Below are 20893 nucleotides of genomic sequence, written 5' to 3' on the forward strand. Positions count from 1 at the left end.
CACGGTCGTCCGAAGAAAAAACGAATCAGCTACAGACAACCGCCTAGTCGGAACAAAACAACCCAAATAAAAAAGCCGCCCGGTGAGGCGGCTTTTTTCATCGAGGCGAGAAACGGGAGTCTTCAGAACTCCAGCTTCTTCACACCGTCAGGCGTGCCCAGCAAACAGACATTCGCGCCCTGACGCGCGAACAAACCGACTGTCACCACGCCGACGATATTGTTGATCGCCGCTTCCATCTCGGCCGGTTCGGTAATGCTCAGGCCGACCGCGTCCAGAATATTGCAACCATTGTCCGTCACCAGCGGCTTGCCATCCTTCATGCGCAACTTCGCCTCGCAACCCAGCGCCGACAACTTGCGCGCCGCCACGCTGGTCGCCATCGGAATCACTTCCACCGGCAGCGGAAACTTGCCCAGCACGTCGACCAGCTTGGAGCCGTCGGCGATGCAGACGAACTTCTGCGCCACCGACGCCACGATCTTCTCGCGCGTCAACGCCGCGCCGCCGCCCTTGATCATTGCGCCTGCGGCGTTGATCTCGTCGGCGCCGTCGATATAGACCGGCATGGTTTCCACGTCGTTGAGGTCGAACACCTTGATGCCGTGACCGCGCAGGCGTTCGGCCGTCGCTTCCGAAGAAGCCACGGCGCCCTTGATGCGATCCTTGATCTTGGCCAGTTCATCGATGAAGAAATTGGCGGTCGAGCCGGTGCCGACGCCGATGATTTCACCGTCAACTACATATTCGATGGCGGCACGCGCTACTGCTTGTTTGAGTTCGTCTTGAGTCATGACAGAGTAAGAAAAAAGTGAAAGCGAATTGGGGGCAGTTTAGTGCGAACTTAGTGTGAGTCCTCGGGCTTTTCGTCCAGCGTCTCGAACAGGGCAATCTGTAGTCGGGAATGCAACTTGACCAGCTTGCTCCACAACAACCACAGCAGCCCTGCCGCACCCAGCAGCACAAAGGCCAGCAGGTTGAGCGGCGGTAAGATGCTGGCGCTCAGGACAAAGATCAGCAACATGATACCGACAATCGACATCACCGGTATCACTTCGGCAATCACGCGCCGTGCGCCCGTGGTGTACGCACCGGCGAACTCCGGCTTGACGCCGACCTCGGCCAACAACATCGCCAGCGCCTGCAGCTTGCGGTAAGTCGCGATCAGGAAAGGCAGCGATAATACCAGAGCGCCGCCCCAGATCACGGCTTTGTGGATTTGCCGGTCGCTGATCCAGGCCGACAGCCAGCGGCTGATGCCGTCCACGAAGAAAGCTCCCGCCAGGAAAATCGCCACCACCAGCGCGATGTTGACCAGCACCTGCAACAGGATGCGCCGGATGATTTTGCTGATCTCCGCCCGCTCGCCTTGCGGTTGCAGGCTTTCCAGCCAGCCCGAATACATGCCGAGGATGCCGGAGATTTTTTTCGGCACCAGCGAGACGGCTTTGCTCGACAGAGGATCCGCCGCTTTGATCAGATAAGGCGTCAGCAGCGCGGTCACCGCCGACACCGCCACCACGATCGGGTAGAGGAAATCGCTGGTGACCTTCAGGCTCACGCCGAGCGCGGCGATGATGAAGGAGAACTCGCCGATCTGCGCCAGCCCCATGCCCACGCGCATCGGCGTACGGCCGCCGTGGCCTGCCAGGAAGGTGCCGATGCCGCAACTGAACAGCTTGCCGAACACCACCGCCAGCGTGATCACCAGGATCGGCAGCCAGTACTGCGCCAGCACCTTCGGATCGAACAGCAGGCCGATGGCGACGAAAAAGATGGCGCTGAACATGTCGCGGATCGATTCGATCAGGCGTTCGATGCGGTGGATCTGGCGCGACTCGGCCATCACCGCACCGACCAGGAAGGCGCCCAGCGCGACGCTGTATTGCAGCTTCATCACCAGCAGGCAGAAACCGAACAGGATGCCCAGCACAGTGACCAGCAGCATCTCGTTGCTCTTGAAGCGCGCCACGTAATTCAGCAGGCGCGGCACGACCAGGATGCCGACCACCAGCGAGACGATCATGAACAGCAGCAGCTTGCCGACGGTATTGACCACTTCGCCGGAATCCACCGAGCCGCTGGTGGCGATGCCGGAGAGCAGCGCGATCATGCCGATGGCGAGGATGTCTTCGACAATCAGGATGCCGAAGATGATCTGGGCGAACTTCTCGTTCTTCATGCCCAGCTCGTTGAGCGCCTTGACGATGATGGTGGTCGAGGACACCGCCAGCATGGCGCCGAGGAAGACCGCGTCCATGGTTTTCCAGCCGAAATAGATGCCGATCTCGTAACCGATCCAGATCATCAGCATGATCTCGGCCACGGCCGCGACGACCGCCGTGGCGCCGACCTTGGCGAGCTTCTTGAGACTGAACTCCAGGCCCAGCGAAAACAGCAGGAAGATCACGCCCAGCTCGGACAGGATGTGGACGGTCTTGTCGTCCTGGATCAAGTTGAATGGCGGCGTGTGCGGGCCGATGATGACGCCGGCGACGATATAGCCGAGCACCACCGGTTGCTTGAAGCGGTTGAACACGACGGTGACGACGCCGGCGATCAGCATGATCACGGCAAGGTCCTGGATAAACAGTTCAACAGCATGCATGCGGTGTGTTCCCCTTGTAAGGCTGGCCGACGGGCGGCCCGGTTGACGATGTACGACTGGCGACCGGCTTGTGGCAGATGCCGCGCCAGTTTCGGATTGGACGCACGATGCTTGCCCTCTGTGCGGCAATGCGTCGATACGTGGAATGGATGAGCCCTCTTGCCGGGACAAGCAGCAGACTGGCAGGCTGCCCCGATTGAGTTTGCTTCGTTGGTTAGCGGACGGCGGCGATATGCCGGCCTGTGTCAGCTGGTTTCTGCGGGCTCGGCTTAGTCAACCTATTTTCAGCGTACTGAAAGAGCAGTTGCAGCCGATGGACTACGACGATTGGATTTGGTGCACAGTATAAAGTTGCTGCACCGTATCGTCGCTGACAGGCGCAAAGTTAGCACAATCGACATGGCGTCTGCAAATTTTATCTTGGCAGGGACACAGGGAAAATATGCGGAGATGCGCGGAGATAAGCAAAGCCGGCGCGGGAAAGAACCATTCAGCCGCTTGCCGCCGATCGGCCTGCAAGGGCAGGCACAGAACGTGCTAATAAGCCCTCTTGTTGCTTTGCCCTACTCCGGCACACGCACCTGAATTTCTGCAGCCTTTTCGTCGAACGTGATCCGTGTGGCGAATTTGGCGCGCTTCATCGGAAAACGCGACTGGAAGTGGCGGACATTGCCGGAGCCGGAAATGACACGACGCACAAACTGATAGTACGCATCCATATCGATCACATGCACCGCCAGAAAATAGTCATATTCGCCCGATACGAAATAGCACTGCATCACTTCGGCCTCTTTGGCCATGCGCTGCTCGAATTCCTGCATATGCTCGTCGGACTGATTGTTGAGCGAGATTTCAAGGAAGGCCAGCATGCCGTAGCCGAGCGCAAACGGGTCGACCATCGCCACTTCGGCGTTGATGATGCCGGCTTCGCGCAGCTCGCGGATGCGGCGCAGACAGGTCGGTTGCGAGATGTGCAATTTCTCCGCCAGGATACGGGTCGGAATCTGATTGTCTTTTTGCAGCAAGTTCAGGAGCTTGCGGTCGACCTTATCGAGCGTATGGTATTTGGGCATAAAAACGAAAGTTCAATTTTTTTCAGTCAGGCACTCAAAAAGCCTTTGCAAGCTGTTTCTTATGTTGTACCGTCTGCATTATTCGGAAACTGACGTTGAATAGTACAGTGTGTTTTGTAGTCTGTGAAACCGGTCTATGAAGCGATGTCTATACAACGTCTCTGAATAAGCAAAAAAAGGGGCTGTTGCAAAATCGGGATAACCGGCTGCTTCGGAGGAGAACCCAGAAGATGCGCGTCGGCTTGATTTTTGGCAGCCACCAATCAGTGGCATAGCAAGCGTAGTTTATTTCAATCTACAGAGGGAATTTATGAAACTCAAGAGCACAATTATTACTGGCGCAATCGCATTGGCTTTCGCTGGCTCAGCTTATTCGCAAGAAGTCATCAAGATCGCTCACGTCGGCCCTCTCTCCGGTCCTAACGCCCACATGGGCAAGGACAACGAAAACGGCGCCCGTATGGCCATCGACGAACTGAACGCCAAGGGTTTCACCATCGGCGGCAAAAAAGTCAAATTCGAACTGGTCGGTGAAGACGACGCTTCCGATCCTAAGCAAGCGACTGCCGTTGCAACCAAGCTGGTCGACCAGAAGGTCGCCGCCGTTATCGGTCACTTGAATTCCGGCACCACCATCCCTGCTTCCAAGATTTACAACGACGCCGGCATCCCGCAAGTGTCGCCATCGGCTACCAACCCCAAGTACACGCAACAAGGCTTCAAGACCGCCTTCCGCGTTGTCGCCAACGATGCGCAACTGGGCGCCGTGCTGGGTAAATACGCTGTGACAGCACTGAAGACCAAGAACGTCGCCGTGATCGATGACCGTACTGCATACGGCCAGGGCGTTGCTGAAGAATTCGCCAAGGGTGCACAAGGCGCGGGCGCTACCATCGTAGGTAAACAATTTACCAACGACAAGGCAACCGACTTCAACGCGATCCTGACTTCGATCAAGGCCAAGAAGCCTGAAGTCGTGTTCTTCGGCGGTATGGACGCTGTCGGCGGCCCGATGCTGCGTCAGATGAAGCAACTGGGCATCAATGCCAAGTTCATGGGCGGCGACGGTATCTGCACCGGCTCCCTGCCAGGTCTGGCCGGCGATGGCCTGATCGATGATCAAGTGGTCTGCGCTGAAGCAGGCGGTGTGGACGCGTCCGGCAAGAAGGGCATGGACGATTTCCGCGCAGCGTACAAGAAGAAGTTCGGCATCGAAGTCGTCTATAACGCTGCTTACGCTTACGACGCAACGATGACTGTCGCTGACGCGATGAAGAAGGCAAACTCGGCTGAACCAGCCAAGTACCTGCCTGAACTGGCCAAGATCAGCCACAAGGGCGTGACCGGCACCATCGCTTTCGACGACAAGGGCGACATCAAGAACGGTTCGCTGACACTGTACACATACAAGAAGGGTGAACGCACCCTGCTGGCTGTGGTCAAGTAAGCTTCCGCTTCACCATGAAGAACGCGCCTGATGAAAATCAGGCGCGTTTTTTTATGGCCGGCTCCGGCGCCATTCACCGCCGGTTTTCCCGGCATGATCGAGCGACCTGCCGGGCATCGGAAACAGGCAAGAGAAAAGCGCTCATTGAGCGCTTTCTTATTGGTACAGCATGTACTGCAAGGTGCTTTCGTACAATTACTTCTGCGTTAGCACCCACTTCACCAGCGTACGGGCTTCGGCTTCCGAAACCTGCGCGTTGGCCGGCATCGGGATCGCACCCCACACGCCGGAACCGCCCTTCAAGACTTTTTGCGTCAGCTTGTCTTCGGCGTCTTTCTGGCCTTTGTACTTTGTCGCCACATCCTTGAATGCCGGACCGACGATCTTGGTCTGGACGGAGTGACAGGCCATGCAGTTTTTGGACTTGGCCAGATCGGCCGGCGCGGCCTGAGCAAATGCCTGGGCGGAGAAGCCGGATGCCAGCACAACCGAGGCGATGAGTAGAGACTGTTTCATTATTACCCTCCAAGAAGTTATGCGTATTCTACAACTCTTTGCAAGGTCGCTTGTATGGGCTGGCGCATATAAACATCATGTTTTCACGACAGTGCACGGAGCATACAAGAAGGCACGCAATACCTTTTCCGTTCCTCCCGAGCGTAAGTCCGCTTGGCGTGTGTCAATGCGCCGCCGCGCCGAGCACGGTGCGATGACGCTTGCGAAAAGCGCTCGGCGCTTCACCCTTGATGCGCGCAAATTGCCGGTTGAACAGTGACAAATTGGTGTAGCCCACTTCACTGGCAATCGATGAGATTGCCTGCGAGCTGGCGATCAGCAAAGAGCAGGCGCGACCGATGCGCAGACGGCTCAGATAGTCGACCATCGTCATGCGCGTATGCCGACGGAACATGCGATGAAAACCGGAGACGCTGACGCAGGCGATTGTCGCCATCTCGGCCGCCGCAAGCGGCGTCGCAAAATGCGTGTGCAGGTGATTGAGCACACGCGCGATGCGCGGCTCGGCCGACAGCCGAGGATTGTCAAGCCGCGGAACATTGGACAAGGGTGCCGCGTCGTGGTCGAGCGAAAGCTCGTGCAGTACGTTCAACAGCAGTAGCAGTCGGGCGGTCACAGGGGCTTCACGCATGGCGACGATCGATGCCGTGACGGCTTGCCTGGCATCCGCACCGAAACGCAAACCCTGCGAGGCGCGCGCGAGTATGCCCTGTACCTGACTGAATTCCGGCAGAGATGCTGCCAGTCCGGCTACCCATTCCTGAGTAAACCAGATCACCAGCGCCGTATGCGGCAATTGCGGATCGATCACTTCGCGCGACAGCCAGCTATGCGGAATACCAGGACCGATCAGCACCAGATCGCCATCGTCGTAGGGCTCGACGTCGTCGCCGATATAGCGATAGCCGCGGCTGTTGAGCGTCAGGGTCAGCTCGTATTCCGGATGGTGATGCCATTCGAAAGGAATTCCTTCGGACAAACGCCGGTCAAGAAAGGCCCAGGACGATCCTGGCTCGGGAGTTATCGCTTCGAAGATGGCGCGCATGGCATGGCTTTCATACCGATCAGGGACGTCGAAGACATAAAAACGCCTTAATAGTATCAGTATAGGCATCGATATGCAGGTGCGACACCCCGGGGCGGCGCATAGAATTTCCTCTCCACAACAAAGAGCATGGAGACCGCCAATGACCTCATACGCCATCAATGCCGGCACCGACAAGGACGGCCACGGCAACCATCCCGCCGCCAAAGGCGCGACCACGCCGCTGGCGCAGATCCGCAAGAAGCTGCCCTTGCGCGTGCTCAGCGAGGCGGACTGGCGGCATTGGACCAGCAAGGGTTACATCATCGTCCGACAAGCCGTACCGCAAGAAAAAGTGGATGCCGTGGCCGATATGCTCTGGCAGTTTCAGGAAATGGACCCGCACGATGAGACGACCTGGTATCGGCCGCAATTGCGCGACCACAAGATGAAGGAGCTCAACAACGCCGGCATGATCGAGGTCTACAACGCGCCGGCGATGTGGGCGACACGCCAGCATCCGCGCGTGTACGATGCCTTCGTGGATATCTGGGATCGCGAAGATCTGTGGGTGGCGATCGACCGCGCCAACCTCAATCCGCCCAATCGCGGCGCGCGCGCAGCGGCTCAGGTCAACGGTTTCATCCATTTTGACGTCGACATCTCGCAGCGGCCCTTGCCCATCGCGGTGCAAGGCGTGCTCTCGTTGAAGAAACAGGACCGCGAGGTCGGCGGTTTTCAATGCATCCCGAGCATCTTCGCCGAGATCGAGCAATGGTGGAGCCGCCAACCCGAGGGCGCCAATCCCTTCAAACCTGACATCGGCGACCACACTATCGTCAATACCGAGATGGAAGCCGGCGACCTGCTGATTTTCAACAGCCTGCTCGCGCATGGCGTGCGGCCCAACCGCGCGGAAAACCGGGTGCGGATGGCGCAGTACATTTCCATGTTTCCCGCCGATTTCGAGAATGAGGAATTGCGTCAGGCCAGAATTCATACCTGGGCGGCGCAGACGGCGCCGCTCGGCGATCCTTTTCCCGGCGATCCGCGCGCATTCGAGAAGACGCATTTCGAAGTGGCACAACTCGATGCGCTCGGGCGCAAATTGCTGGGACTCGACGCATGGCCGGAGACTGAGCAAGAATCGGCATAGGCCCTGGGCTTCAACAATAAAAAAGCCGGATCGCTCCGGCTTTTTTATTGTGCTGCGCGACGGCGATCAGCCGGTGACCGCCCCCTTGCTTGCGGTCGACGCCAGTGCTGCATATTTGGCCAGCACGCCGCGCGTGTAGCGCGGTGCGGGCTGCTTCCAGCTGGCGCGGCGGCGGGCGATTTCGGCGTCGTCGACGTTGAGCTGGATCAGCAACTGGCGCGCATCGATGGTGACCGAGTCGCCCTCTTCCACCAGACCGATGAGGCCGCCGACGAAGGCTTCCGGCGCCACGTGGCCGACCACCATGCCCCAGGTGCCGCCCGAGAAACGGCCGTCGGTGATCAGGCCGACGGATTCGCCCAGGCCTTTGCCGATCAGCGCGGACGTCGGCGCCAGCATTTCCGGCATGCCCGGGCCGCCCTTCGGCCCCAGGTAACGCATCACGAGCACGTCGCCCGACTGGATCTTGTCGCTCAGGATGGCGTCCATGGCGCTGTATTCGTCATCAAACACGCGCGCCGGGCCGGTGATGACCGGATTCTTGAGGCCGGTGATCTTGGCCACGCAGCCTTCCGGCGCCAGATTGCCCTTGAGGATGGCCAGGTGGCCTTGCTTGTACAGCGCCTTGTCGATAGGTCGGATGACGTCCTGGTCGGCGCGCAGGTCGGGGATGCTTTCCAGTTCTTCGGCGAGGGTCTTGCCGGTGATGGTCAGGCAGTCGCCGTGCAGCATGCCGGCCTGGTGTAGCACTTTCAGCACCGCAGGAATGCCGCCGGCCTTGTGCAGGTCGGTGGCGACATATTTGCCGGACGGCTTGAGGTCGCAGATGACCGGCACTTTCTGGCGCACGCGCTCGAAGTCGTCGATGGTCCATTCGACTTCCGCCGCGTGGGCGATGGCCAGGAAGTGCAGCACGGCGTTGGTGGAACCGCCGGTCGCCATAATCAGCGAGACGGCGTTTTCGATGGACTTGCGGGTGATGATGTCGCGCGGCTTGATGTCTTTCTTGACCGCTTCCACCAGCACGCGGGCAGACTCGGCGGCGGAGCCGGTCTTTTCGTCGTCGGGATTGGCCATGGTCGAGGAATAGAACAGGCCCATGCCCAGCGCTTCAAACGCCGATGACATGGTGTTGGCGGTGTACATACCGCCGCAGGAGCCGGACGACGGGCAGGCGTTGCGCTCGATGCCGTCGAAGTCTTCCTGCGACATGCGGCCGGCGGAGAACTCGCCCACGGCTTCGAAGGCCGACACGATGGTCAGGTCCTTGCCCTTCCAGTTGCCCGGCTTGATGGTGCCGCCGTAGACGTAGATGCCCGGCACGTTGGTGCGCGCCAGCGCGATCATGCCGCCCGGCATGTTCTTGTCGCAGCCGCCGATGACGACCACGCCGTCCATCCACTGGCCGTTGACGGCGGTCTCGATACAGTCGGCAATGACTTCGCGCGAAATCAGCGAATACTTCATGCCTTCCGTGCCCATCGACATGCCGTCGGAGATGGTCGGCGTGCCGAACACCTGCGGATTGGCGCCGGCCTGCTTGATGGCGGAGATCGCCACGTCGGCCAATTTTTGCAGGCCCGAGTTGCACGGTGTGATGGTGGAGTGGCCGTTGGCGATGCCGATCATCGGCTTGTCGAAGTCTTCCTTTTCGTAACCCAGGGCGTAATACATCGAGCGGTTCGGGCTGCGCGAAACGCCCTGGGTAATGTTCTTTGAGCGGCGATTGAATGGCATGCGTGTCTCCTGGTTGATTCCATTAGAACCTGTTTGGGATCTTACTGCGAGGTCATGATCCGGCGTCGGGCGGTGCTCAGAATCCTCATGTACTTAAGTACACTCCGGTTCTTCCGCTCCGGCCGCCACCGGCTGATGACCTCTCGCTACAGATCGCAAACAGGTTCGCTACAGCTCACGCCAGAAGCCAAGCTGGCGTGAACCTGTCCATCTACATTGCGGACGTCGTTCCGGCTGCAAGTTATCGAGTTAGATTGCCTTGCGCAATGTCTTCTGTCAAATATATGATTCACCATCGATTAAGACGGATTACATATGAGTTCCGATTCCCGACTGGAATTGCGCCAGTTACGCTACTTCGTGGCCGTTGCCGAAGAAAAACATTTCGGCCGCGCCGCCATCCGCCTGCACATGACCCAGCCACCGCTGTCCCAGACCATCCAGGCGCTGGAGGAAATGCTGGGCACGCCGCTGTTTGCGCGCACCAAGCGCAGCGTCGCCCTGACGCCGGCCGGGATGGCGCTGCTGCCGGAAGCCCAGCGCATCCTGCAACAGGCCGGTGCCCTGCCCGACCTGGCGCGGCGCGCGGCCAGCGGCGCTTCGGGCCTGCTGTCACTATCGTTCATTTCGACTGCGGATTACAGTATTTTGCCGCCGCTGCTGCAACAATTCCGGGCGCGCTATCCGCAAGTCCAGATCGACTTGCGCGAAGCGACCACCGATATTCAGCTGGAAGACCTGATGCAAGGCAAGATCGACGCCGGCCTGCTGCTGCCGCCCTTACCGGACAAGGCGCAAAGCGCGCTCGATTATCTGCCGCTGCTGTCCGAGCCGCTGGTGGCGGCGATCCCCAGCGGCGTGGTGCGCGGCAAGAATGCGATTGCGCTCAAGTCGATTCGCGAGCTGCCGCTGATCATCTTCCCGCGCCGTATTTCGCCAGCCTTCCATGACACCATCGTGAGCTGCTTCCGTGACGCCGGCGTGACGCCGCATATCGGACAGGAAGCGATCCAGATGCAAACCATCGTCGGCCTGGTGTCGGCTGGCATGGGTATGGCACTTGTGCCACAATCCGTGTCTAACCTGCAGCGCCCCGGCGTCGACTACCGCCCGCTGACCGGCAAGACGCCCCTGATCGAAACCGGGCTGGCCTGGCGGCGCGACAGCGCTTCACCGGTGCTGCGCGCGTTTCTCGGCATGGTGGCGACGCCGCCCGCGACCTGACGCTGCTGCAGTTACTGTAGTCCCCCAACATTCGTTCTGAAAGAGTTTTCATGCTGATACACCCGATGCCCAACCCGATCGCCTTTTCCGTCGGCCCGCTGCAGGTGCACTGGTACGGCCTGATGTATCTGCTGGCGTTTGCCCAGTTCATCGCGCTGGGCCGCCTGCGCATCAAGCAGCCGCACATCGCCGCCGTCGGCTGGAAAAAGGAGGACCTCGACGACATGCTGTTCTATGGCGTGCTGGGGGTGGTGATCGGCGGCCGTCTCGGCGAGGTGCTGTTCTACAACCCGAGCTATTACTTCGCCAATCCTGCCGACATCATCGCGGTGTGGAAGGGCGGCATGTCTTTCCACGGCGGCTTCCTCGGCGTGCTGATTGCGATGTATATCTGGGGCCGCAAGCGCGGCCGCCATCTGATGGACATCATGGATTTCATCGCGCCGATGGTGCCGCTCGGCTACGCCGCCGGCCGCCTGGGCAACTTCATCAATGCCGAACTGCCGGGCCGCATCGCCGATCCGTCGCTGCCGTGGGCAATGATCTGGCCCAACGTCGACAATCTGCCGCGCCATCCTTCGCCGATTTACCAGATGCTGGTGGACGGGATTCTGCTGTTCATCATCCTGTGGTTCTTCGCCCGCAAGCCGCGTCCGCGCATGGCGGTGGCCGGCATGTTCTCGATGCTGTACGGCTGCGCGCGCTTCTTTACCGAATACTTCCGCACGCCGGATTACAATGTCAGCTTCGGCGGCATCACCATCTCGGCCGGACAGATGCTGTCGGTGCCGATGATTGTGCTGGGCATCGTGCTGTTGATCGTTGCGTACCGGAAGAAAAGCGCTGCGGTGTCAACTGCCTGAACCTCAGCAACGCATGTTGAAGATCGAAACGGTCGAGCACCTTCCTCTCGATGAAATCGATACCGTCGCCTTCGCCGGCGGCGGCAACCGCTGCTGGTGGCAGGGCGGGCTGATTTCCTATCTGATGGACCAAGGCTGGCAATTGCCGGGGACGCTGATTGGCACCAGCGCCGGCGCTGCCGTTGCCGCATCGTGCCTGACCGACGGACCGAAGGCAGCGCTTGATGCCTGCCTGCGCTTGTATGCCGCCAATCAGCGTATTGTTGACTGGGGCCAATTGCGCAGTTTGAAGATGCAATTTGCGCATCAGGAAATCTATCCTGAATGGCTGCGCAGCTTTGTCCACGTCGGCAATTTTGAACAGATCCGGCAATCCCCTTCCCGCCTCCATGTCGCCATCACGCGGCCGGCACGCCTGCTGGGGGTAAGCGGCTCGGTGGTAGCCGGCACGCTGGCCTATGTCGCGGATAAATATCTGTGGCATAGCATCCATCCACGCCTGCCGAAGCTGCTGGGTCTGCGCCAGGAATTTCACGCCATACACGAAGCGGCCGGGCACGAAGATGCGCAATCGCTGCTATCGGCAGCCGCAGCCGCGCCGCCATTCATGTCGTCGCGCCGGATTCACGGCGCTTATGCCATCGATGGCGGCTATATCGACAACGCACCGATACCGCAGCAAAGCGATGCCGACAAGTCACGCACGCTGGTGCTGCTCACGCGCTTCTACCCCAAGCTGCCGACCATGTTCAGAAGAGAGGGGCGCTGGTATTGGCAACCGAGCATGCGCGTACCGGTTTCGACCTGGGATTGCACCGCGCGCGCCACGGTGAAAGAAGCATTTTCCCTGGGCAACGGCGATGCTGTCGACGCATTGAACCGAGGCAAAATCCGGCTCTGAAGCAAATCCCTAGAGCGAGGTCGTCAGCGTCGTGAGCCACGCCGGTGAATGGTCGAGCAGGAAAATTTCCACCGACTTGTCCCATCCCGTCAGGATCAGCACGCCGATGGCGATAAACAACACACCCAGCACACTCTTCCCCCACGAGCCGGCGCCTTGCAGCTTGCCGCGCATCTTCAGCATCGCCTGACGCGACAGCATGCCCAGCAAGGCAATCGGCAAGCCGGCGCCCAAGCCGAACACCGCCATCATCGCCACGATCTGCGGCAAGTCGCGTCCCTGGCTGGCCAGGGTAATCGCCGCGCCCAGCGTCGGGCCGACGCAGGGACTCCAGATCAGTCCGAGCAGCAAACCCACCAGGAATTGCCCGCGCAATCCGCCAACATTCAGTCTCGACAAGATCCTGCTGCCGGCGCCGCTGGCGCCTGACGTGGCGACGGCAAAACGCTCCTGCAATTTTTTTGACAACAGCACGACGCCGATCAGGACCAGGACAATCGCAGCCACCAGCTGAAAGTCGCCCTGCCCCACGCCCAGACGCGCACCGGCGCTTGCCAGCACGGTGCCGATCACGGCGAACGAGGCCGACATGCCGGCCGCGACGGCAAACGGCCCGTAGCGATGCTCGTGGACGGCCGAGCCGATGATCACCGGCAACAGCGGCAACACGCAAGGCGACAAGGTCGAGAGCACGCCTGCCGCCAGGGCGACGAAATAGGAGGTGATGCCGAAATCCACGATGCCTGCTTTCAGTCTGCGATCAGAGCGCCTTGTTGATCAGGCTGTCGATGGACGCCTTGCGGGTGTCGCCCGTGGAACGCCCCTGCTCCTTGCCGCCCTTGAAGACAATCAGCGTGCTTTGTTGCGTGACGTTGAACGCCTTGACGATGTCTTTCTGGGCGTCGAAGTCGACCTCAAGGAAACTGACGTTCTTGAACGCAGGATCCTTGATCAGCGCGGAGACGATGGGGTCCTGCGCGCGGCAGGTCGGGCACCAGTCCGCGTGAACGTGCACGACGACAGGTTTGCCGCTCTTGTTGAGCGCGTCAAACTGCGCTTGCGTGAAATGCTGTCCGGCGGCGAATGCGGAAACGGCGACACCGGCTTGCAGGAGTAGAAAGACGACTAGCGTTTTGAAGATTTTCATGGCGTTTCCCTTGGTTGCCTGGATGAACAGAGTATGAAGCTTGCAGGATGCTTGCTGCCTTTTGGTCGTTCGGTTCCGGGAAATCTTACAGTTTGTTTGCCAACCGTGTTTTTACCCTGCACAAAAACAAAAAGCACATGCATCGGATAGTCGATGCATGTGCTTCCATGTTGTTGCCGCCGGCACCGCTTCCGAGAAGAAGCGCTGTCGAAGCCGGTTCCGGCTTAAGGACGCAACGCGCTGGCAGCCTTGGCCAGGGCCGTGATCTTGTTCCAGTCGCCGATCTCGATGGCGTTCTTCGGTGTCAGCCACGAACCGCCGACGCAGGCGACGTTCTTGCATGCCAGGAATTGCGATGCGGTCTCTTGCGAGATGCCGCCAGTTGGGCAGAAGGTGACGTCGGCCAATGGACCGGCGATTGCGTTGAGCATGCCGACACCGCCCGCAGGCACGGCCGGGAACAGCTTCAGCTGGCGGAAACCGGCTTCGCGCGCCGCCATCACTTCCGACGGCGTCATCACACCAGGCAGCAAAGGCAGGCCGCTGGACTTGGCCGCCGCGATCAACGCAGCCGTCAGGCCTGGCGAAACGCCGAACACCGCGCCCGCGTCACGCGAGGCGGCGAATTCTTCCGGGCTGGTCAGGGTGCCGACGCCGACGATGGCGCCCGGCACCTGCTCGGCAATCGCGCGGATCGCCGGCAGGCCGTGTTCAGTACGCAAGGTGATTTCCAGCACGCGGATGCCGCCTGCGACCAGCGCCTTGGCCAGCGGCACGGCATGTTCCAGTTTGTCGATGGCGATCACAGGGATAACCGCCGAGGTACGCATGATTTCGAGGATATTCATACTGTCGCTTTCTATTTTATAAAAACCGGTTCACGCTCTGTAGCGAGAGGTCGTCAGCCAGTGGCGGACGGAGCGGAGGAACCGGAGTGTACTTTAGTACATGAGGATTCCGAGCACCGCCCGACGCTGGATCACGGCCTCGCAGTAAGAGCGTGATCCGGTTCCAAGATTGGCGGCAAACCGAAGCTGGTGCCGCCCTCTTCCGCCGCGCTCACGTTGGCGCGGAAGACGCTGAACAATTCACGGCCCATGCCGGTCTGGTTGCCTGCCAGGTTGGCGGTGTCCGATGTGCGTGCGGCCCATTCGGCTTCCGACACCAGGGCTTCCAGGATGCCGGCTTCGGCGTCCAGACGAATCATATCGCCTGTGCGCACAAAACCCAACGGTCCGCCGGCCAAAACTTCCGGCGTCACGTGAATGGCCGCCGGCACCTTGCCCGATGCGCCCGACATGCGGCCGTCGGTCACCAACGCCACGTGGCGGCCCTTGTCCTGCAGGATGCCCAGCGCCGGGGTCAGCGCGTGCAGTTCCGGCATGCCGTTGGCGCGCGGCCCTTGGAACGTCAGTACGGCGACGAAATCCTTGTCGAGCTCGCCGGCCTTGAAGGCCTTCATGAAGGCTTCCTGCGAATGGAACACAATGGCCGGCGCCTGCACGGCGCGATGCTCATGCTTGACGGCGGAAACCTTGATGACCGAGCGGCCCAGATTGCCCTGCAACAGCTTGAGACCGCCGTCGGCGGAGAATGGGTTGGTGGCCGGACGCAGCACGGTGTCGTCGCCGCTGTCCTTCGGTGTCGCCTTCCAGGTGACCTTGCCGTCTTCCAGCAATGGTTCTGTGCAATGCGCGCGCAAGCCCTGGCCGAGGATGGTCATGACGTCGTCGTGCATCAGGCCGGCATCGATCAGCTCGCGCAACACGAAACCGGTGCCGCCAGCGGCGTGGAAATGGTTCACGTCGGCGGTGCCGTTCGGATAAATGCGGGTCACCAGCGGAACCACCGACGACAGCTTGGAGAAATCATCCCAGTCGATCACCAGACCGGCGGCCTTGGCGATGGCAACCAGATGCAGCGTATGGTTGGTGGAACCGCCTGTTGCCAGCAAGGCAACGATGGCGTTGACGATGGATTTTTCGTCGACCAGACGGCCGACCGGCGTGTATTGCTGGCCTTGCGCAGTGATCTTCAGCGCCTGCTTGGCGGCGGCGGCGGTCAGCACGTCGCGCATCGGCGTGTTGGGCGTGATGAACGCGGCGCCCGGCAGGTGCAGGCCCATGGCTTCCATCAGCATCTGGTTGCTGTTGGCGGTGCCGTAGAAGGTGCAGGTGCCGGCGTCGTGGTAGGACTTCGATTCGGCTTCGAGCAGTTCGGCGCGGCCGATCTTGCCTTCCGTATACAGCTGGCGGATTTTGACCTTTTCGCTGTTGGTCATGCCGCTGGTCATCGGACCGGCGGGAACAAACACGGCAGGAATGTGGCCGAAATGCAATGCGCCGATCAGCAGGCCCGGCACGATCTTGTCGCACACGCCCAGGTACAGCGCGGCGTCGAACATGTTGTGCGACAAGGCGACTGCAGTGCCCATGGCGATGGCGTCGCGCGAGAACAGCGACAGCTCCATGCCGGTCTGGCCCTGGGTGATGCCGTCGCACATGGCGGGCACGCCGCCGGCGAATTGCGCCACGCCGCCGTCTTCACGGATGGCATCCTTGATGATCTGCGGGAAACGTTCGAAAGGTTGATGCGCCGACAACATGTCGTTGTAGGACGAGACGATCGCCACCGACAACGCGCGATCCTGTTTCAGTTTCAGCTTGTCGTTGGCGGGAAAGGCGGCGAAACCGTGCGCCAGGTTGGTACAGGACAGCGCACTGCGTTGCACCCCTTCATGACGCGCAGCATCGAGGCGCGCCAGATAGGCAGTTCGATAAGGCCGACTACGTTCGGCGATGCGTCGCGTGACGCTGGCTAAGGTAGCGTTGAGAGACATGTTGGGTTCCTGATAGCGTTAACAAATGTAATTTTACTACAAAACTTTAAATAAAACTCCGTCTTTCAGTTGTTTTATTCACGCGCACTACAAATGAAACCAATTGCCGATTTTTCTTACCAACCTATGACAACTGCGTTACAAGCCAATTTCAAGGCTGAATGACGCGGCGATTATTGTAGTGAAATTACCATAAAATCAGTAATTCATGTATAGTAAAGATTCTTCCCGACCCTTCCCACTCTAGCCAAGATTGCAGAACATGCCGCACACAGCACTCACAGCGACCGCAGCCTTCCAAGCACTTTTGTCTCACCACGCCGATGTTCGCGAGCGGCACATGCGCGACCTGTTCGCCGCCGACGCCAAACGCTTCGACCACATGACCGTGAAGGCCGCCGGCATCCTGTTCGATTACTCCAAGAACCGCGTCGACAATACTACGCTCAAGTTGCTGTTCGAGCTGGCGCGTGAGCGCGGCGTGGAAACCCGGCGCGCCGCCATGTTCAACGGCGACAAGATCAATTTCACCGAACACCGCGCCGTCCTGCATACCGCCCTGCGCGCACCGCGCGGCCAGAGCCTGCAAGTAGATGGACAGCACATCGGCGCCGACGTTCATGCCGTTTTGGATCGCATTCACGGCTTTGTCGAGCGCGTGCGCGACGGCCAGTGGCTGGGCCGCAGCGGCAAGGCCATCACCGACATCGTCAATATCGGCATCGGCGGCTCGCATCTGGGCCCGCAAATGGCCTGCACGGCGCTGCGCACCTTTGCCCATCCGCGCCTGACGATGCACTTCGTTTCCAACGTCGACGGCCACGATCTGGACGAAGTCCTACAACAAGTTGACGTCGACACAACACTGTTCATCGTCGCCTCCAAGACCTTCACCACGCAAGAAACCATGATGAACGCCACCTCGGCGCGCAACTGGTTCCTGCAGCGCGCGGGCGAGGCCGATCTGGCGAAGCATTTCGTCGCGGTGTCGACCAACACCGAGGCGGTGCGCGCCTTCGGCATCGATCCCGAGAACATGTTTCCGTTCTGGGACTGGGTCGGCGGACGCTATTCGATGTGGTCGTCCATCGGCCTGTCGATTGCGCTGGCGATCGGCTTCAAGAACTTCAGCGACCTGCTGGCCGGCGCGCATGCGATGGACAAGCATTTCTGCGAAGCGCCGCTGGAACGGAACATGCCTATCATCCAGGCGCTGATCGGTATCTGGAACCGCAACTGCTTCAACAGCGAATCGCTCTCGATTGCGCCGTATCACCACGACCTGCGCCACTTCCCCGCTTATCTGCAGCAGCTGGAGATGGAGAGCAACGGCAAGCGCATCACGCGCGACGGCACAGCGGTCGGCGTGGCGACCTGTCCGTTCATCTGGGGCGATGTCGGCACCAACGGCCAGCACGCCTTCTTCCAGTTGCTGCATCAGGGCACCGACATCACGCCCATCGATTTCATCGCCGTGCTCAAACCGACCCACGACCTGCCCGGCCACCACGCCGTGTTGCTGGCGAACTGTTTCGCGCAGTCGGAAGCCTTCATGCGCGGCAAGCAAGCCGAAGAAGTGCGTGAGGACCTGAGCAAGCAAGGCGTGGACGAAGACGAAATCAATTTCCTGCTGCCGCACAAGACCTTCAACGGCAACCGCCCGAGCAACACGCTGCTGCTCGATGAGCTGACGCCGGCGTCGCTGGGCGCGCTGATCGCCTTGTATGAACACAAGACTTTCGTGCAAGGCACGATCTGGGGCATCAACAGCTTCGACCAATGGGGCGTGGAACTGGGCAAGGTATTGGCCAAGACCATCCAGTCCGAGCTGTCCGGCGAAGCCGTGCCGGCGCGCCACGACTGCTCGACCAATGCCTTGATCGCACTGGCGAAACAAGCGCTGTCCTGAGCGCCGGATTCATCAAACAATATTTACCGAACAACTGACTGAGACAAGAAGACTGCTATGGCTATTTCCGACTTTGACCTGGTTTTATTCGGCGGCACCGGCGACCTGGCGATGCGCAAACTGCTGCCAGCGCTGTACGCCCGCGACCGCGCGCGCGATCTGGTGCCGACCGCACGCATCATCTGTATCGGCCGCGACAACAAGAGCAACGAAGACTTCCTGCAGATCGTCGAACAGAACTCCAAACCGCACATCAGCAGCGCGACCATGGATGCCGACGTCTGGCAACGCTTCTGCGGCCGCATCCAGTACGTCTCGCTCAACGCCAAGGAAACCGCCACCTACCAGAACCTGGTCGCGGCCTTGCGCAACGATCCGGCGATCTCGCACGTGTTCTACCTGGCGACGCCGCCGACCCTGTTCTCCATGATCTGCGACAACCTGTCGCAAGCCGGTCTGGCGACGCCGAACGCGCGCGTGGTGCTGGAAAAACCGCTGGGCCACGACCTGGAAAGCGCCAAGGACATCAACGCGCAGGTCGGCCGCTACTTCAACGAGTCGCAGATCTTCCGTATCGATCACTATCTTGGAAAAGAAGCGGTGCAGAATCTGCTGGCGCTGCGCTTCGGCAACGTGCTGTTCGAACCGCTGTGGCGCCGCGAGTGGATCTCCGACGTGCAGATCACCATCGCCGAGGAACTCGGCGTGGGCGGACGTTTCGACTATTACGACACCTCCGGCGCGCTGCGCGACATGCTGCAAAACCATTTGCTGCAACTGCTGTGCATCGTCGCCATGGAACCGCCGGTCTCCAACTCGGCCGACTCCGTGCGCGATGAGAAGCTGAAAGTCTTGCGCTCGCTCAAACGCTTCACGCCGAGCACGCTGGCGATGAACGTGGTGCGCGGCCAGTACCGCGCCGGCCACGTCAACGGCGTCGCCGTTCCCGGTTATCGCAAGGAAGAAGACGCCAATCCCGATTCACGCACCGAGACCTTCGTCGCCGTCAAGGCGGAAATCGACACCTGGCGCTGGGCCGGCGTGCCGTTCTACCTGCGCACCGGCAAGCGCATGGCCGACAGCCTGGCTGAAATCGTAGTGCGCTTCAAAAGCGTGCCGCATTCGATTTTCGCGCAGAGCAACGGCACGCCGAACTGCCTGGTGATCCGCCTGCAACCGGACGAAGGCCTGCACATGAACCTGATGGCCAAGACGCCCGGCGACGGCATGCGCCTGAAGCCGGTCGAGCTGGAACTGGATTTCCGCGAGAAATTCAAGACGCCGCGCATGGAAGCCTACGAGCGCCTGCTGCTCGACGTGCTGCGCGGCCAGCTGACGCTGTTCATGCGCAGCGATGAACTGGAAGCGGCATGGGAATGGGTTGAGCCCATCCTCGAACACTGGGACCAGGAAGAAAGCGATCCTATCCCCTACAGCGCCGGCACCTGGGGCCCCGCAGCGGCAAGCGCGCTGATCGGCCGCGACGGTTTGCAATGGCGTGAAGAAGCGCTGCCGGAAGTTTAATTCAAAGACTGAACAGAAGCGCCATGCTACTCGACTCCATCCGCACCCATATCAACTCGCTCTCCAAATCGGAGAAGAAGGTCGCGGCTGCCATCCTCGCCAATCCTCAGCTTGCGCTGCAAGAGAACCTGACGGCGCTGGCCAAGAATGCCGAAGTGTCGGAGCCGACCGTGATCCGCTTTTGCCGCGCCATCGGCTACGAGGGCTGGCACGACTTCAAACTCAAGCTGGCGCAAAGCCTGGCGCTGGCCCTGCCCGGCGCCAACGAGTCGCTGGGACAGGACGACCTGGCGGTCGACCTGGTCAACAAGATCTGCAGCCGCTCGATCAATACCCTGCTCGATTTGCGCAACCATCTCGATCCGGACGCCATCCAGCTGGCGCTCGACGTCCTGACGCGCGCCAGCAAGATCGAGTTCTACGGCCAGGGCACTTCCGGCATCGTCGCCAACGATGCCCAGCACAAGTTCTTCCGCTCGGGCGTACCGACCGTGGCCTACTCCGACCCGCACATCCACAGTATTGCGGCATCGCTGCTCAAGCCCGGCGACGCCGTGGTGGCGATCTCGCAGCGCGGCGGCAATGCGGCATTGCTGCGCAGCGTGCAACTGGCGCGCAAGGGCGGCGCCGACATCATCGTGCTGGGACCGAGCGGCACGCCGCTGGCGGAACTGGCGACGGTGCTGGTGCCGATCGATCTGAGCTTCAACATCGACCCTTACACGCCGATCTCGGCGCGCCTGGCGCATCTGGTGGTGATCGACATCCTGGCGGTCGGCCTGGCGCTGCGCCGCGGTCCGGAATTCCGCAAGAAGATGCAAAACGCGCAGAAATCCCTGCAAAAATTCGACATGCAGTTCGACTCTTTCTTCCGCTGATCTTTCTTTGATCGCATCTTTCCTTTACTCTGGAGGGCCAGGCTTTC

Annotated in this window: 18 protein-coding genes and 1 other RNA gene; 8 read left to right on the forward strand and 11 right to left on the reverse strand. The window is 60.4% G+C overall.

The window, feature by feature from the left end; all coding sequences use genetic code 11:
* Positions 1 to 122: 122 nt before the first annotated feature.
* From rpiA to AKL25_RS19720, 3 genes are all read right to left on the reverse strand, one after another.
* Complete coding sequence (rpiA, locus tag AKL25_RS19705) at positions 123 to 794, reverse strand: ribose-5-phosphate isomerase RpiA (protein ID WP_050479420.1); 672 nt, start codon at positions 792 to 794, stop codon at positions 123 to 125.
* A 50-nt stretch (positions 795 to 844) separates the two neighbouring features.
* Positions 845 to 2608 carry a cation:proton antiporter gene (locus AKL25_RS19710; protein WP_050479421.1) on the reverse strand — a complete coding sequence of 588 codons (1764 nt, stop codon included), beginning with the start codon at positions 2606 to 2608 and terminating at the stop codon, positions 845 to 847.
* A gap of 563 nt (positions 2609 to 3171) precedes the next feature.
* The gene (locus AKL25_RS19720; protein ID WP_007876291.1) at positions 3172 to 3681 is read right to left on the reverse strand and encodes an Lrp/AsnC family transcriptional regulator; all 510 of its coding nucleotides are present in this window, start codon (positions 3679 to 3681) and stop codon (positions 3172 to 3174) included.
* Positions 3682 to 3991: 310 nt separating this feature from the next.
* Between AKL25_RS19720 and AKL25_RS19725 the strand changes: the two genes are divergently transcribed.
* Positions 3992 to 5128, forward strand: a complete 1137-nt coding sequence (locus tag AKL25_RS19725; protein WP_050479423.1) for a branched-chain amino acid ABC transporter substrate-binding protein — start codon at positions 3992 to 3994, stop codon at positions 5126 to 5128.
* Positions 5129 to 5323: 195 nt separating this feature from the next.
* Here AKL25_RS19725 and AKL25_RS19730 read toward each other — a convergent pair whose 3' ends face one another.
* Both AKL25_RS19730 and AKL25_RS19735 read right to left on the reverse strand, forming a co-directional pair.
* Entirely contained in the window at positions 5324 to 5644 is a 321-nt protein-coding gene (locus AKL25_RS19730; protein ID WP_050479424.1) for a c-type cytochrome, read from the reverse strand.
* A gap of 163 nt (positions 5645 to 5807) precedes the next feature.
* Complete coding sequence (locus tag AKL25_RS19735; RefSeq protein ID WP_050479425.1) at positions 5808 to 6689, reverse strand: helix-turn-helix domain-containing protein; 882 nt, start codon at positions 6687 to 6689, stop codon at positions 5808 to 5810.
* Between the two features lie 142 nt (positions 6690 to 6831).
* Here AKL25_RS19735 and AKL25_RS19740 point away from each other — a divergent pair, with 142 nt between their 5' ends.
* Positions 6832 to 7824 (forward strand): phytanoyl-CoA dioxygenase family protein, encoded by a 993-nt coding sequence (locus tag AKL25_RS19740; RefSeq protein ID WP_050479426.1) that lies wholly within the window; start codon positions 6832 to 6834, stop codon positions 7822 to 7824.
* Between the two features lie 66 nt (positions 7825 to 7890).
* On the opposite strand, the gene ilvD is transcribed toward AKL25_RS19740, so the two are convergent.
* Complete coding sequence (ilvD, locus tag AKL25_RS19745; RefSeq protein WP_050479427.1) at positions 7891 to 9561, reverse strand: dihydroxy-acid dehydratase; 1671 nt, start codon at positions 9559 to 9561, stop codon at positions 7891 to 7893.
* 315 nt (positions 9562 to 9876) lie between these two features.
* Here ilvD and AKL25_RS19750 point away from each other — a divergent pair, with 315 nt between their 5' ends.
* Genes AKL25_RS19750 through AKL25_RS19760 form a run of 3 tightly spaced genes read left to right on the forward strand, consistent with a single transcriptional unit; the run spans position 9877 to position 12549 of the window.
* Positions 9877 to 10785: a LysR family transcriptional regulator gene (locus AKL25_RS19750; protein WP_050479428.1), complete on the forward strand. Its 909-nt coding sequence runs from the start codon at positions 9877 to 9879 to the stop codon at positions 10783 to 10785.
* Positions 10786 to 10835: 50 nt separating this feature from the next.
* Positions 10836 to 11648, forward strand: coding sequence for a prolipoprotein diacylglyceryl transferase (lgt, locus tag AKL25_RS19755; RefSeq protein WP_050479429.1), 813 nt, complete (start codon positions 10836 to 10838; stop codon positions 11646 to 11648).
* 13 nt (positions 11649 to 11661) lie between these two features.
* Positions 11662 to 12549 (forward strand): patatin-like phospholipase family protein, encoded by an 888-nt coding sequence (locus tag AKL25_RS19760; RefSeq protein WP_050479430.1) that lies wholly within the window; start codon positions 11662 to 11664, stop codon positions 12547 to 12549.
* Positions 12550 to 12558: 9 nt separating this feature from the next.
* Here AKL25_RS19760 and AKL25_RS19765 read toward each other — a convergent pair whose 3' ends face one another.
* From AKL25_RS19765 to edd, 5 genes are all read right to left on the reverse strand, one after another.
* Entirely contained in the window at positions 12559 to 13287 is a 729-nt protein-coding gene (locus AKL25_RS19765) for a cytochrome c biogenesis CcdA family protein (RefSeq protein WP_205627279.1), read from the reverse strand.
* A 22-nt stretch (positions 13288 to 13309) separates the two neighbouring features.
* A complete protein-coding gene (locus tag AKL25_RS19770) occupies positions 13310 to 13696 on the reverse strand; it encodes a thioredoxin family protein (RefSeq protein WP_050479431.1) in 387 nt (128 codons plus the stop codon).
* A 224-nt stretch (positions 13697 to 13920) separates the two neighbouring features.
* On the reverse strand, positions 13921 to 14544 hold the full coding sequence (gene eda / locus AKL25_RS19775) for a bifunctional 4-hydroxy-2-oxoglutarate aldolase/2-dehydro-3-deoxy-phosphogluconate aldolase (RefSeq protein ID WP_050479432.1): 624 nt from the start codon (positions 14542 to 14544) through the stop codon (positions 13921 to 13923).
* Positions 14545 to 14571: 27 nt separating this feature from the next.
* Positions 14572 to 14646: non-coding RNA, sX9 sRNA (locus tag AKL25_RS23895), on the reverse strand.
* Between the two features lie 29 nt (positions 14647 to 14675).
* Positions 14676 to 16535 (reverse strand): phosphogluconate dehydratase, encoded by a 1860-nt coding sequence (gene edd / locus AKL25_RS19780; protein ID WP_050479433.1) that lies wholly within the window; start codon positions 16533 to 16535, stop codon positions 14676 to 14678.
* A gap of 262 nt (positions 16536 to 16797) precedes the next feature.
* On the opposite strand from edd, the gene pgi reads away from it, so the two are divergent.
* Genes pgi through AKL25_RS19795 form a run of 3 tightly spaced genes read left to right on the forward strand, consistent with a single transcriptional unit; the run spans position 16798 to position 20846 of the window.
* Positions 16798 to 18444 (forward strand): glucose-6-phosphate isomerase, encoded by a 1647-nt coding sequence (gene pgi / locus AKL25_RS19785; protein WP_050479434.1) that lies wholly within the window; start codon positions 16798 to 16800, stop codon positions 18442 to 18444.
* A gap of 57 nt (positions 18445 to 18501) precedes the next feature.
* Positions 18502 to 19968, forward strand: coding sequence for a glucose-6-phosphate dehydrogenase (gene zwf, locus AKL25_RS19790; RefSeq protein ID WP_050479435.1), 1467 nt, complete (start codon positions 18502 to 18504; stop codon positions 19966 to 19968).
* Positions 19969 to 19991: 23 nt separating this feature from the next.
* A complete protein-coding gene (locus AKL25_RS19795; protein ID WP_050479436.1) occupies positions 19992 to 20846 on the forward strand; it encodes an SIS domain-containing protein in 855 nt (284 codons plus the stop codon).
* The last annotated feature ends 47 nt before the right edge of the window (positions 20847 to 20893 follow it).

Origin of the sequence: Herbaspirillum rhizosphaerae (assembly GCF_001189965.1) — a bacterium.
GTDB classification, from domain to species: domain Bacteria; phylum Pseudomonadota; class Gammaproteobacteria; order Burkholderiales; family Burkholderiaceae_D; genus Herbaspirillum; species Herbaspirillum rhizosphaerae.

Excerpts from the sequence above, each read along its gene's own strand:
- rpiA (WP_050479420.1), bottom strand. The coding sequence starts at position 794 with ATGACTCAAGACGAACTCAAACAAGCAGTAGCGCGTGCCGCCATCGAA.
- AKL25_RS19710 (WP_050479421.1), bottom strand. The coding sequence starts at position 2,608 with ATGCATGCTGTTGAACTGTTTATCCAGGACCTTGCCGTGATCATGCTG.
- AKL25_RS19720 (WP_007876291.1), bottom strand. The coding sequence starts at position 3,681 with ATGCCCAAATACCATACGCTCGATAAGGTCGACCGCAAGCTCCTGAAC.
- AKL25_RS19725 (WP_050479423.1), top strand. The coding sequence starts at position 3,992 with ATGAAACTCAAGAGCACAATTATTACTGGCGCAATCGCATTGGCTTTC.
- AKL25_RS19730 (WP_050479424.1), bottom strand. The coding sequence starts at position 5,644 with ATGAAACAGTCTCTACTCATCGCCTCGGTTGTGCTGGCATCCGGCTTC.
- AKL25_RS19735 (WP_050479425.1), bottom strand. The coding sequence starts at position 6,689 with ATGCGCGCCATCTTCGAAGCGATAACTCCCGAGCCAGGATCGTCCTGG.
- AKL25_RS19740 (WP_050479426.1), top strand. The coding sequence starts at position 6,832 with ATGACCTCATACGCCATCAATGCCGGCACCGACAAGGACGGCCACGGC.
- ilvD (WP_050479427.1), bottom strand. The coding sequence starts at position 9,561 with ATGCCATTCAATCGCCGCTCAAAGAACATTACCCAGGGCGTTTCGCGC.
- AKL25_RS19750 (WP_050479428.1), top strand. The coding sequence starts at position 9,877 with ATGAGTTCCGATTCCCGACTGGAATTGCGCCAGTTACGCTACTTCGTG.
- lgt (WP_050479429.1), top strand. The coding sequence starts at position 10,836 with ATGCTGATACACCCGATGCCCAACCCGATCGCCTTTTCCGTCGGCCCG.
- AKL25_RS19760 (WP_050479430.1), top strand. The coding sequence starts at position 11,662 with ATGTTGAAGATCGAAACGGTCGAGCACCTTCCTCTCGATGAAATCGAT.
- AKL25_RS19770 (WP_050479431.1), bottom strand. The coding sequence starts at position 13,696 with ATGAAAATCTTCAAAACGCTAGTCGTCTTTCTACTCCTGCAAGCCGGT.
- eda (WP_050479432.1), bottom strand. The coding sequence starts at position 14,544 with ATGAATATCCTCGAAATCATGCGTACCTCGGCGGTTATCCCTGTGATC.
- edd (WP_050479433.1), bottom strand. The coding sequence starts at position 16,535 with ATGTCTCTCAACGCTACCTTAGCCAGCGTCACGCGACGCATCGCCGAA.
- pgi (WP_050479434.1), top strand. The coding sequence starts at position 16,798 with ATGCCGCACACAGCACTCACAGCGACCGCAGCCTTCCAAGCACTTTTG.
- zwf (WP_050479435.1), top strand. The coding sequence starts at position 18,502 with ATGGCTATTTCCGACTTTGACCTGGTTTTATTCGGCGGCACCGGCGAC.
- AKL25_RS19795 (WP_050479436.1), top strand. The coding sequence starts at position 19,992 with ATGCTACTCGACTCCATCCGCACCCATATCAACTCGCTCTCCAAATCG.